The organism is Oryzihumus leptocrescens (assembly GCF_006716205.1).
Taxonomy (GTDB): Bacteria; Actinomycetota; Actinomycetes; order Actinomycetales; family Dermatophilaceae; genus Oryzihumus; species Oryzihumus leptocrescens.
In genome coordinates this window covers 2,229,364-2,241,130 of the sequence record NZ_VFOQ01000001.1, presented here as the reverse complement: position 1 = coordinate 2,241,130, position 11,767 = coordinate 2,229,364, and the positions used below count along the sequence as shown (strand labels likewise).

Annotated in this window: 13 protein-coding genes and 1 riboswitch; of the genes, 11 read left to right on the top strand and 2 right to left on the bottom strand. The window is 73.8% G+C overall.

Annotated elements, in window-relative coordinates; genetic code table 11:
• Positions 1-102 precede the first annotated feature (102 nt).
• Genes FB474_RS10575 through FB474_RS10555 form a run of 5 tightly spaced genes read left to right on the top strand, consistent with a single transcriptional unit; the run spans position 103 to position 5,236 of the window.
• On the top strand, positions 103-1,536 hold the full coding sequence (locus tag FB474_RS10575) for a M1 family metallopeptidase (RefSeq protein WP_141788603.1): 1,434 nt from the start codon (positions 103-105) through the stop codon (positions 1,534-1,536).
• Positions 1,537-1,562: 26 nt separating this feature from the next.
• Positions 1,563-2,207 carry an HAD family hydrolase gene (locus FB474_RS10570; protein ID WP_246092135.1) on the top strand — a complete coding sequence of 215 codons (645 nt, stop codon included), beginning with the start codon at positions 1,563-1,565 and terminating at the stop codon, positions 2,205-2,207.
• A 45-nt stretch (positions 2,208-2,252) separates the two neighbouring features.
• Entirely contained in the window at positions 2,253-2,798 is a 546-nt protein-coding gene (def, locus tag FB474_RS10565; RefSeq protein WP_141788602.1) for a peptide deformylase, read from the top strand.
• Between the two features lie 4 nt (positions 2,799-2,802).
• Positions 2,803-3,735, top strand: coding sequence for a methionyl-tRNA formyltransferase (gene fmt / locus FB474_RS10560; protein WP_141788601.1), 933 nt, complete (start codon positions 2,803-2,805; stop codon positions 3,733-3,735).
• Entirely contained in the window at positions 3,728-5,236 is a 1,509-nt protein-coding gene (locus FB474_RS10555; protein ID WP_141788600.1) for an RsmB/NOP family class I SAM-dependent RNA methyltransferase, read from the top strand. Before fmt ends, FB474_RS10555 begins: the two co-directional genes overlap by 8 nt.
• Before the next feature lie 15 nt (positions 5,237-5,251).
• Here the strand turns inward: FB474_RS10555 and FB474_RS10550 are convergent, their stop codons facing one another.
• A complete protein-coding gene (locus FB474_RS10550; protein ID WP_141788599.1) occupies positions 5,252-5,668 on the bottom strand; it encodes a (R)-mandelonitrile lyase in 417 nt (138 codons plus the stop codon).
• Positions 5,656-6,579, bottom strand: coding sequence for a helix-turn-helix transcriptional regulator (locus tag FB474_RS10545; RefSeq protein ID WP_141788598.1), 924 nt, complete (start codon positions 6,577-6,579; stop codon positions 5,656-5,658). Before FB474_RS10545 ends, FB474_RS10550 begins: the two co-directional genes overlap by 13 nt.
• A 103-nt stretch (positions 6,580-6,682) precedes the next feature.
• Here FB474_RS10545 and rpe point away from each other — a divergent pair, with 103 nt between their 5' ends.
• The 6 genes from rpe to ribH all read left to right on the top strand — a co-directional run bounded on the left by rpe (position 6,683) and on the right by ribH (position 11,762).
• Positions 6,683-7,342, top strand: a complete 660-nt coding sequence (rpe, locus tag FB474_RS10540; protein WP_141788597.1) for a ribulose-phosphate 3-epimerase — start codon at positions 6,683-6,685, stop codon at positions 7,340-7,342.
• A gap of 56 nt (positions 7,343-7,398) precedes the next feature.
• A riboswitch (FMN riboswitch) is annotated at positions 7,399-7,529 on the top strand.
• 172 nt (positions 7,530-7,701) lie between these two features.
• On the top strand, positions 7,702-8,739 hold the full coding sequence (gene ribD, locus FB474_RS10535; RefSeq protein WP_141788596.1) for a bifunctional diaminohydroxyphosphoribosylaminopyrimidine deaminase/5-amino-6-(5-phosphoribosylamino)uracil reductase RibD: 1,038 nt from the start codon (positions 7,702-7,704) through the stop codon (positions 8,737-8,739).
• Positions 8,739-9,338, top strand: coding sequence for a riboflavin synthase (locus FB474_RS10530; protein WP_141788595.1), 600 nt, complete (start codon positions 8,739-8,741; stop codon positions 9,336-9,338). The genes ribD and FB474_RS10530 overlap by 1 nt, the downstream gene beginning before the upstream one ends.
• Positions 9,335-10,045: a nicotinamide mononucleotide transporter family protein gene (locus FB474_RS10525; protein WP_141788594.1), complete on the top strand. Its 711-nt coding sequence runs from the start codon at positions 9,335-9,337 to the stop codon at positions 10,043-10,045. Before FB474_RS10530 ends, FB474_RS10525 begins: the two co-directional genes overlap by 4 nt.
• Positions 10,042-11,271, top strand: a complete 1,230-nt coding sequence (locus tag FB474_RS10520) for a bifunctional 3,4-dihydroxy-2-butanone-4-phosphate synthase/GTP cyclohydrolase II (protein WP_141788593.1) — start codon at positions 10,042-10,044, stop codon at positions 11,269-11,271. The genes FB474_RS10525 and FB474_RS10520 overlap by 4 nt, the downstream gene beginning before the upstream one ends.
• The gene (gene ribH, locus FB474_RS10515; RefSeq protein ID WP_141788592.1) at positions 11,268-11,762 is read left to right on the top strand and encodes a 6,7-dimethyl-8-ribityllumazine synthase; all 495 of its coding nucleotides are present in this window, start codon (positions 11,268-11,270) and stop codon (positions 11,760-11,762) included. Before FB474_RS10520 ends, ribH begins: the two co-directional genes overlap by 4 nt.
• Positions 11,763-11,767 lie beyond the last annotated feature (5 nt).

Sequence of the window (11,767 nt, the reverse complement as noted above, 5' to 3'; positions counted from 1 at the left end):
AGGGCCCGGGCACGGGTCCGTTCCCGGCATAGCCTCGTGGGGAGTCAGGGGCGCCGGCGCCCGGTGGGGGCCTGAGTCGTCCTGACGGGGAGGGGCATCGTCATGAGCCACCGACACCTGACGATCGGCGCGGGGGCCGTGGCCCTCGCCGTCGCTGCGGGGGCCGCCGTCGCCGGCGCACCGGCGACCGCGGCCAGGCCCGCGACCGGCGCGGCGCAGGGGACCACGTTCACGCCCGGGGCCGCCGGCGCGGGCGACCCCTACTTCCCGCTGGCCGGCAACGGCGGCTACGACGCCCGGCACTATGACCTGCGCCTGGCCTACGACCCTACGAGCGGCCGGCTGTCCGGCAGCAGCGTGATGCAGGCCCGCGCCACGCAGAACCTCTCCCGGTTCGACCTCGACCTCACCGGCCTGGCCGTGTCCGTGGTGACGGTGGACGGGCGCACGGCGCAGGCCCGCCGCGACGGTCAGGAGCTGGTCATCACCCCCGCCGCGGGGATCCGTTCCGGGCACACGTTCTCCGTCGGGGTCCAGTACGCCGGGGTGCCCCGGGTCATCACCGACGCCGACGGGTCGATCGAGGGGTGGGTCCGCACGGCCGACGGCGCGTTCGTCGTGGGGGAGCCGGTCGGCTCCATGTCCTGGTTCCCGTCCAGCAACGCCCCGTCGGACAAGGCGTCCTTCGACCTGCGCATGAGCGTGCCCACGGGCACCTCGGTGTGGGGCAACGGCGTCCTGCGGTCGCACGACACCAGCGCCGGGAGGACGACGTACTGGTGGCACCAGCCCCAGCCGATCCCGACCTACCTGGTCACGGCCACCCTCGGTCGCTTCGACCAGCGCACCGGCCGGACCGCGCACGGCCTGCCGGTCTACCTGGCGGTGGACCCGTCGGTGACGGGCTCGCCGTGGTCCACGCTCCAGCGCAGCGCGGAGATCACCGACTGGGAGACCACGCAGTTCGGGCGCTACCCGTTCTCGGCCACCGGCGGGGTCGTCGACAACGCGCGGTCGGTGGGCTACGCCCTCGAGACCGCCACCAAGCCGATGTATGACCGGGCGCCGGACCTCCTGACGGTCGTGCACGAGCTGGGCCACCAGTGGTTCGGCGACTCGGTGACGCCCCGGCTGTGGAAGGACATCTGGCTCAACGAGGGCTTCGCGACGTACGTCGAGTGGCTCTGGACCGAGCGCCACGGTGGCGTCACGGCGGACGTGCAGCTCAAGACGCTGCTCGCGAAGTACCCCGCCTCCGACCCGTTCTGGAAGACCCCGCCGGCCAACCCCGGCGGCCCGGCGAACCTGTTCTCCACCCCGGTCTACGAGCGCGGCGCGATGGCCCTGGTGGCCCTGCGCCAGCGCATCGGCGAGGCGGCCTTCGCCCGGCTGCTGCGGACGTGGGCGGCCCAGCACCGCTACGGCGGGGCGTCCACCGCCGACCTGCTCCGGACCGCCGAGCGGGTCAGCGGCCAGCAGCTCGACGGGCTGTTCGACGCCTGGCTCTACCAGCCGCGCCGGCCCGCGGGCAGCTGACCGGGTCATCGCCTAGGGTCGGGTGCGTGGCAGGTCCCGACGCGATGCAGACGGCGGTCGAGGCGGTGGTCTTCGACCTGGGCAACGTGCTGATCCGCTGGCACCCGCACGCGGCGATCGCCCGCGAGGTCGGTCCCGAGCAGGCCAGCGCGTTCCTTGCGGCCGAGGACTTCGACTTCCTGGTGTGGAACTCCCGGCAGGACGCCGGGCGCGGCTGGGCCGAGGCCGAGGCGCTCGCCGTGGCCAGCCACCCGCACTGGGAGCGGGCGATCCGCGCCTACCGCAGGCACTACGAGCACTCGCTGCTGGGGCCGATCGAGGACACCGTGACCGTGCTCGAGGAGCTGCACGGGCACGGCATACCGCTGTTCGCGCTGACCAACTGGTCGGCCGAGCTCTTCCCGCACGCCCGGGAGCGCTTCGGTTTCCTCGACCTGTTCGAGGACATCGTCGTCTCGGGGGACGAGGGGGTGGCCAAGCCCGACCCGAGGATCTTCGCGACCCTGGCCCGTCGGGCCGGGCGCGACCTCGCTGCCTGCGTGTTCATCGACGACAGCCCGCGCAACGTCGCCGCCGCCCGGGAGGCCGGGATGGACGCCATCCACTTCACCGACACCGGCCACCTGCGGGGCGACCTGCGCCGGCGTGGCCTCCCGCTCGCGCCCGCATAGACTGGCCCGGCCAGCGTCGCCCCACACCCCCTCAAGGACGTACCCGTGTCGATCAAGGACATCCGCCTGTTCGGTGACCCCGTGCTGCGCACCCCCGCTGCCGAGGTCGTCGACTTCGACAAGGAGCTGCGCCAGCTCGTCAAGGACCTCACGGACACGATGATCGACGCCCCCGGCGCCGGTCTGGCCGCGCCGCAGATCGGCGTCGGGCTGCGGGTGTTCACCTACTACGTCGACGACCAGCTCGGGCACCTGATCAACCCCGACCTGTCGCTGTCGGAGGAGCTGCAGGACGGCGAGGAGGGGTGCCTGTCCTTCCCCGGCATCTACTTCGACACCCCGCGTGCCCTGCGGGTGGTCGCCAAGGGCTTCAACGAGTATGGCGACCCGGTCACCCTCGAGGGCAGCGAGCTCATGGCGCGCTGCATCCAGCACGAGACCGACCACCTCAACGGCATCCTGTTCATCGACCGGATGGACCGCCAGCAGCGCAAGCTGGCGATGAAGGCCATCCGCGACGCCGAGTGGGCCGGCCAGGAGGCCCCCACCATCAAGGTCAGCCCGCACGCCACCTTCGGCAAGGGCCTCTGACCGCGTGCGCCTGGTCTTCGCCGGGACCCCCGAGGTCGCCCTGCCCAGCCTCGACGCGCTGGTCGGCTCCTCCCACGAGGTCGTCGCCGTCGTCACCCGCCCCGACGCCCGCGCCGGGCGCGGCCGCACCCTCGTGCCGTCGCCGGTCAAGGAGCGCGCGCTCGAGCTGGGCCTGGAGGTCCTGACCCCGCGCCGGCCGAGCGAGCCGGAGTTCCTCGACCGGGTGCGCGAGATCGCCCCGGACGCGTGCCCGATCGTGGCCTACGGCGGCCTGATCCCGAAGGCCGCGCTGGAGATCCCGGTCCACGGCTGGGTCAACCTGCACTTCTCCCTGCTGCCGGCCTGGCGTGGCGCCGCCCCGGTGCAGCACGCCGTGATGGCCGGTGACGAGGTCACCGGCGCCACGACGTTCCTCCTCGAGGAGGGGCTGGACACCGGCCCCACGTTCGGGGTGATGACCGAGGCCGTCCGCCCGGGCGACACCTCCGGCGACCTGCTCGAGCGGCTGGCCCACGCCGGCGCCGGCCTGCTCGTCGCGACGCTCGACGGGCTGGAGTCCGGCGACCTCGAGGCCGTGCCGCAGCCGGCCGAGGGCGTCTCGCTGGCCCCGAAGATCAGCGTGGAGGACGCCCGGGTGCGCTGGGCCACCCCCGCCCTGGCGGTCGACCGGCAGGTGCGCGGCTGCACCCCGGCGCCCGGCGCGTGGACCACCTTCCGCGGCGAGCGGCTCAAGGTGCACCCCGTGACCGTCGCCGCCGACGCGCAGCCGGTGGCCCCCGGCGAGCTGGTGGTCACCAAGCACGAGGTGCTCGTGGGCACCGGCTCCACGCCGGTGCGGCTCGGCACCGTGCAGCCGCACGGCAAGAAGGCCATGGCCGCCGCCGACTGGGCCCGCGGTGTGCGCATCACCTCCGGCGAGACGCTGACCGATGCCTGAGCAGGGTCGCCCCGACCAGCCCCGCCGCCCCGACCGCCCGCGCAACCCGCAGCGCCCCCACCGGCCGCAGCAGCGCTCGGTCCAGCGGCCCTCGGAGCGCTCGCGCAGCACCGACCCGGCGCGGCTGGCCGCCTACACCGTGATGCGTGCCGTCGCCGACGGCGCCTACGCCAACCTCGAGCTGCCCAAGGTGCTGCGCGCCAAGGGGGTCCGCGGTCGCGACGCCGGCTTCGCCACCGAGCTGACCTACGGCGCCACGCGGATGCGGGGGCTCTACGACCCCATCATCGCCAGCGCCGCGGGACGCTCCCTGGACAAGGTCGACGACGCCGTCCTCGACACGCTGCGCCTGGGGGCGCACCAGCTGCTCGGCATGCGGGTGCCGGTGCACGCCGCCGTCGACGAGACCGTCGGCCTGGCCCGCAAGGTCAACGGCGCCGGCGCGTCGGGCTTCGTCAACGCCGTCATGCGCCGGATCAGCGAGCGGTCGCTGGAGGAGTGGCTCGCCGTGGTCGCCCCCGAGGGCGGTGACGAGCTGGCCCGGCTGGCCGTCGTGCACTCCCACCCCGAGTGGGTCGTGCGCGCGCTGCGGGCCGCGCTGCTCGGGCACGGTGCCTCGACCTCCGACACGGTAGACGCCGACCTGCGTGACCTGCTCGTCGCGGACAACGCGCCGCCGAAGGTGTCGCTCGTCGCGCGCCCCGGCCTGGCGACGGTCGCCGAGCTCGTCGAGGAGGGCGCCACCGCCTCGACGCTCTCACCGGTCGGGGCCACCCTCGACGCCGGTGACCCCGGCGCCATACCCGCCGTCCGGGAGGGACGCGCCGCGGTGCAGGACGAGGGCTCCCAGCTGCTCGCCCTGGCCCTGGCCGCCGTGCCCGTGGAAACCGGCTCGGAGCGCCAGCGCTGGCTGGACCTGTGCGCCGGCCCCGGCGGCAAGGCCGCGCTGCTGGCCACGCTCGGAGCACAGCAGGGCGCGGTCCTGTTCGCCAACGAGGCCAGCGAGCACCGCACCGACCTGGTCCGTCAGACGCTCGCCGCCGCCGTCGACGCCGGCATCGAGGTCATGGTCGGCACCGGTGACGGCCGCGACCTCGGCGAGGAGGAGCCGGAGTCCTTCGACCGGGTGCTCGTCGACGCCCCGTGCACCGGCCTGGGCGCGCTGCGCCGCCGGCCCGAGGCCCGCTGGCGCCGCTCGCCGGCCGACCTGGCCGACCTCGGCGGGCTGCAGCGCGAGCTGCTCGAGTCGGCGATCGCCGCGACCAAGCCGGGCGGGGTCGTCGGCTACGCCACGTGCAGCCCGCACCTGGCCGAGACCCGGTTCGTCGTCGGTGACGTCGTCAAGAAGCACCCGGAGGTCAGCGTGGTCGACGCCCGGGACTACTTCCACGACGCCCTCGGGGCCCCGGTCGCCGACCTCGGCGAGGGTCCCTACGTGCAGCTGTGGCCGCACCGGCACGGCACCGACGGGATGTTCCTGGCGCTCCTGCGCAAGCACTGACCTCCGGACGCGGCGTCAGCGTTCCCCGCTCGCCCCGGTCGTGGCGGAGCGGGTCGCTGCGGCGTACTCGTCGTCGGTGACGTGCTCGCCCCAGGTGGCGTCGTCGTCCTCCCACATCGCCAGGTGGGTCATGAAGTGGTCGGGCAGCGCGCCGTGCCAGTGCTCCTCACCGGGTGGGGTGTGGACGGTGTCGCCGGGGCGCATGACGATGACCCGGTCGCGGGTGGCGACGACGCCGATGCCCTCGGTGACGTGGAGGGTCTGGCCGAGGCTGTGGCTGTGCCAGGCGGTGCGGGCGCAGGGCGAGAACCGCACGGCGTTCACGCGCAGCCGTGACTCGTCCTCGCCGCGGGCGATGACGTCGAACCACACGTGTCCGGTGAACAGCTCGGCGGGGCCCTGGGTGGTGGGCTGCTGGGTCAGGAGTTCCACGTTTCCTCGTTCTCTGGGGAGCGGACGGTCGAGCTGGTGGCCTCGCTGCGGGACCGCGCCGGCGTGGTCCAGCTGGCGAGGAGGGCCAGTGCCTCCGCGGAGGGGGAGCCCGGAGGGGCGGTGTAGACGTTGATGCGCTGGCCCGGGTCGCCGGGGAGCTCGAAGGCCTCGTAGTCGAGCTCGAGGTCGCCGACGAGCGGGTGGTGGAAGTGCTTGCGGCCGGTGCGGTGGTACCTCACGTCGTGGGCGGCCCAGCGTCGGCGGAAGTCCTCGCTGCGCGTCGAGAGCTCCCCGACGAGGTCGGAGAGCTCCTTGTCGTAGGGGTCGCGGCCGGCCTCGGCGCGCAGGAACGCGACGCAGTCGTTGGCGGCCTTGTCGTAGTCGTGGAAGAACTCCGGTGCGGCCGGGTCGAGGAAGATGAACCGGGCGCTGTTGGGGTGCTCACCGGCGTCGGCCTGCTCGTAGAGCGGGCTGTACAACGCGCGGCCGAGGTCGTTGGCGGCCAGGACGTCGAAGCGGCCGTTGCGCAGGTAGGCCGGCATCGGCATCTGGTCGAGGATCTGCTGGAGGGCCGGACGGACCTGCCGCCTGGCCGGGGTGCGCCGCGGCGGCCGGCGGCTGCTCGGCGTGCTCGCCGTGCGGACCAGCCGGTAGAGGTGGTCGCGCTCGGCCTCGTCGAGCTGGAGGGCGTGGACGACCCCGTCGAGGACGCTGTCGGAGACGCTGCCGACGCTGCCGCGCTCGAGCCGGGTGTAGTACTCGACGCTGATGCCGGCGAGCAGCGCGACCTCCTCGCGGCGCAGGCCGGTGACCCGGCGGTTGGCGCCGTAGATCGCCAGGCCGGCCTGGTCGGGGGTGATCCTCGCTCGGCGCGTGGTGAGGAACTCGCGGATGTCGTCCTTGGCGGCCATGTCCTTCACGGTACGGCGGTGCCGGCGATGTGGGAGTCCCTGCGAGTACCCCTCAGGTCAGGGCCTGCCCGAGTCGCGGGCGCCACGCCCTAGGCTGGCGACCGTGCAGATCTCCCCGAGCATCCTGTCGGCCGACTTCGCCAACCTCGAGCGCGAGCTGCGCCGGATCAGCAACGCCGACTGGGCCCACGTCGACGTCATGGACGGCCACTTCGTGCCCAACCTGACCCTCGGCCTGCCCGTGGTGGAGGCCCTGGCCAAGGTGAGCCCGATCCCGCTCGACTGCCACCTCATGATCGACGACCCCGACCGGTGGGCCCCGCAGTACGCCGAGGCCGGTGGCTCCAGCGTCACCTTCCACATCGAGGCCGCCGGCGACCCCCGCCGGGTCGCCCGCGACCTGCGCGCCGCCGGGGCCCGGGCCGGCATGGCCATCAAGCCCGGCACCGCCTTCGCGCCCTATGCCGACCTGCTGCCCGACCTCGACATGGTGCTGGTCATGACCGTGGAGCCCGGCTTCGGCGGCCAGTCCTTCATGGCCGACCAGATGCCCAAGGTGCGCGAGGTGCGCGAGGCCGTGCGCCGCCACGGCGGGGACATCTGGGTGCAGGTCGATGGCGGGGTCTCCGCCGACACCATCGAGCAGTGCGCCGAGGCCGGGGCCGACGTCTTCGTCGCCGGCTCCGCGGTCTACGGGGCGCAGGACGCGGCCGCTGCGGTCGAGGAGCTGCGCGCCCTGGCCACCGCCCACCGCCACGGGTGAGGACCGTCACGCGGACCGCGGGTGCCTGAGCCTGCGGCCCGGATGCGATACTGACGGCACGCGCTCCGGGGTCGGTGCAACTCCGAACCGGCGGTGACAGTCCGCGACCCGACCGCAGCCAGCGGCCGGTTGACCTGGTGGAACTCCAGGACCGACGGTGAAAGTCCGGATGGTAGGCAGCGCGTGCGGGACCGTTCCCGGTCGTGGCCCCCAGGGTCGCAGGCGAGTCGGACCCGTTGCAGGACAACGGCTCTCGAGCCCGTATGTCGCGCCGCCAGGTGCGTCCTCCGGTCGCCGAGGTGCCTTCTTCCGTCCACCCCGGAGCTCGCCCGAGACAGGCTGAGCACGAGGGGCAGGACATGGACCAGCAGGCGCAGGAGCAGCGCGACGTCGCGCTGATGCGTCGCGCGCTCGAGCTCGCCGCACGCGGTCCCGTGGCCGACCCGAACCCCCGCGTCGGGGCCGTCGTGCTCGACGCTTCCGGCGAGGTCGTCGGCGAGGGCTGGCACCACGGCGCCGGCACCCCGCACGCCGAGGTCGAGGCGCTGCGGGCTGCCGGCAGCGGTGCCGCCGGTGGCACCGCGGTGGTGACCCTGGAGCCGTGCAACCACACCGGGCGCACCGGCCCCTGCTCGCAGGCGCTGGCCGACGCCGGCGTCGCCCGCGTGGTCTATGCCCAGTCCGACCCCAACCCGGTGGCGGCCGCCGGCGCCCGGACCCTGCGCGACGCCCGGGTCGAGGTCGTCGGTGGCGTGCTGGCCCTCGAGGCCGCGGCGCTCAACCGGGCCTGGACCTTCGCCGTCAGCCACGGCCGTCCGATGGTGACCTGGAAGTTCGCCGCCACGCTCGACGGCCGCTCCGCCGCCGCCGACGGCACCAGCCAGTGGGTCACCGGGCCTGCCGCGCGGGCCGACGTGCACGACCTGCGGGCGGAGTGCGACGCGATCCTCGTCGGCACCGGCACCGTCCTCACCGACGACCCGCGCCTGACCACCCGGCACCCGGACGGCACCCTGCGCGCGCGCCAGCCGCTGCGGGTCGTCGTGGGGGAGCGGGACCTGCCTGCCGCCGCCCGGGTCCTCGACGACGCCGCACCCACCGTGCACCTGCGCGAGCGCGACCCGGCCCTGGTGCTCAAGGCGCTGGCCGCCCGGGAGGTGCGGCACGTCTGGCTGGAGGGCGGTCCGACCGTGGCCGCGGCGTTCCTCGCCGCGGGCCTCGTCGACGAGGTCGTCGCCTACCTGGCCCCCGCCCTGCTGGGCGCCGGCGCGGCCGCGGTGGGGGACCTCGGCATACAGACCATCGGTGAGGCGTTGCGGCTCGTGCCGCGCGAGGTCACCACCATCGGCGAGGACATCAAGGTCGTCGCCACCGTCGCACCCCAGGGAGGGCGTTGATGTTCACCGGCATCGTCGAGGAGCTCGGGCGGGTCGTGTCCGTCGAGCCGGGCGAGGACTCCGCGGTCCTGCGGGTGCGCGGCCCGCTGGTCACCAGCGACGCGACCCACGGCGCCTCGATCGCGGTCAACGGCGTGTGCCTGACGGTGGTCGAGCACGACGCCGAGTCGTTCTCGGTGGACGTCATGGCCGAGACGCTGCGCCGCTCCAGCCTGGGCACCCTCACCGCCGGTGACCCGGTGAACCTCGAGCGGGCCATGGCCGCGAGCAGCCGCTTCGGCGGCCACATCGTGCAGGGCCACGTCGACGGCACCGCGACCATCACCGCACGCGAGCCGGGGGACCGCTGGGAGGTCGTGACCTTCACCCTGCCGCAGGCCCTGGCGCGCTACGTCGTGGAGAAGGGCTCGATCACCGTCGACGGCGTCTCGCTGACCGTCTCGGCCGTCACCGACGACACCTTCTCCGTCTCGCTCATCCCGACCACCCTCGACCTGACCACGTTGGGGCACAAGGGAGTCGGCGCCACCGTCAACCTCGAGGTCGACGTGCTCGCGAAGTACGTCGAGCGCCTCATGTCCGCAGGAGCCCAGGCATGAACATCCTCCAGCGCCTCTTCGAGGCCCAGCTGACCATCGCCGGCCAGCCGATCCTGTGGCGCGAGGTGGTCGGCAACGCGTTCGGCTTCGCCTCGGCGATCGGCGGCATGCGCCGGCGGGTGTGGGCCTGGCCGGTCGGCATCGTCGGCAACGCCCTGCTGTTCACCGTGTTCTTCGGCGTCGCCTTCTCCAACCCGCAGGGCGAGACGCTCTACGGCCAGGCCGGGCGGCAGGTCTTCTTCATCATCACCAGCATCTACGGCTGGTGGCGCTGGTCGCAGCTGCGCCGGGCACGCGCCGCCGGCGACTCCCACGTGCCGGCGATCACCCCGCGGTGGGCGACCGCGCGCGAGCGGATCGGCTACCTCGCGGTGTGGCTGGTCGGCGTCGTCGTGGCGCAGCAGGTGTTCTACGCCATCGGTGCCGGCTTCCCCGCCCCGCGCTGGTACTTCTGGTGCGACGCGTGGATCTTCGTCGGCTCCATGGTGGCGACCTACGCCATGGCCCGCGGCTGGAACGACTTCTGGCTCGCGTGGATCGGCGTCGACCTGGTCGGGGTGCCGCTGCTGGTGCACTCCCACTTCTACCCCTCGGCCGTCCTGTACGCCGTGTACGGCGGCCTGGTGATCTACGGCTTCTTCGTGTGGCTGCGGGCCTCCAGCGTGGAGACCCCCGTGGCCCGCGCGACGAGTGAGGTGAGCGCATGACGACCGCCCTGTCGACCGTCGAGGAGGCCCTGGACGCGCTGCGCCGCGGCCTGCCGGTCCTCGTGACCGACGACGAGGACCGCGAGAACGAGGGTGACGTCATCCTCGCGGCGCAGACGGCGACCGAGCAGTGGCTGGCGTGGACGATCCGCTGGTCCTCCGGCGTGGTGTGCGCGCCGATGCCCGACGAGGTCGCCGACCGGCTCGAGCTGCCGCCCATGGTGAGCCGCAACGAGGACCCGCGCGGCACGGCATACACGATCTCGGTGGACGCCCGCGAGGGCGTCACCACCGGCATCAGCGCCGCCGACCGGGCCCGGACGGTCAACCTGCTGGCCGACCCGGCGACCGAGGCCTCCGACCTGGTCCGGCCCGGCCACGTGTTCCCGCTGCGCGCCCGCGAGGGCGGGGTGCTCGTGCGTGCCGGGCACACCGAGGCCGCGGTCGACCTGTGCCGCCTGGCCGGGCTGTCCCCGGTGGGCGTCATCGCCGAGCTGGTCCACGACGACGGCGCGATGATGCGGCTGCCGGCGGTGCTGGAGCTCGGCGCGAAGCACGAGCTGCCGGTCATCACCATCGAGCAGCTCATCGCCTGGCGGCAGCGCAACGACCGGGTCGAGAAGATCGTGGAGACCCGGCTGCCGACGGAGCACGGTGAGTTCCGGGTGCACGGCTACCGCGACATGGTCACCGGTGACGAGCACGTCGCCCTGGTCAGCCCGAAGGGCCTCGAGGGGCGGGCACCGCTGGCGCGCCTGCACTCCGAGTGCCTCACCGGTGACGTGTTCGGCTCGCAGCGGTGCGACTGCGGGCCGCAGCTCGAGCGGGCGATGGAGCGGGTCGGGCGCGAGGGTGGCGTCATCGTCTACCTGCGCGGCCACGAGGGCCGGGGCGTCGGGCTGCTGCACAAGCTGCGCGCCTATGCCTTGCAGGACCAGGGTTTTGACACGGTCGACGCGCAGGTCGAGCTGGGCCTGCCGATCGACGCCCGGGAGTACGCCGCGGGCGCGGCGATCCTGGCCGACCTCGGGCTGCACGCGGTGCGGCTGCTGACCAACAACCCGTTGAAGGTCAACGCGATGCGCGGCTACGACATCGAGGTCGTGGCGGTCGAGCGGCTGAGCATCGTCCCGGGCGAGGACAACGAGCACTACCTGCGCACCAAGCGCGACCGCATGGGGCACGACCTCGTCATCGAGGCGACGGACAAGGGAGCATCAGCATGAGCGGGGCGGGTTCACCTGACCTCCGGGTCGACGGCAAGGGCCTGCGCGTGGCCGTGGTGGCCGCGTCCTGGCACCAGACGGTGATGGACGGGCTGGTCGAGGGCGCCCGCCGGGCGCTGACCGAGTCGGGCGTCGACAGCGTCGAGCTGGTCCGGGTGCCCGGCACCTTCGAGCTGCCGGTCGCCTGTGCGCGCCTGGCCGGGTCGTATGACGCGCTGGTCGCCCTGGGCGTGGTGATCCGGGGCGGGACGCCGCACTTCGACTACGTCTGCCAGGCCGCGACGGTCGGCCTGACCGACGTGTCCGTGCGCACCGGTGTGCCGGTCGGCTTCGGCGTGCTCACCTGTGACGACGACGCGCAGGCCCTCGACCGGGCCGGGCTGCCGGGGTCCTCCGAGGACAAGGGGCACGAGGCGGCGACCGCCGCCGTGGCCACCGCGGTCACATTGCGAGACCTGACCGGGCGGGACGCGGCGGTCGTCGGGGCCTGACATAG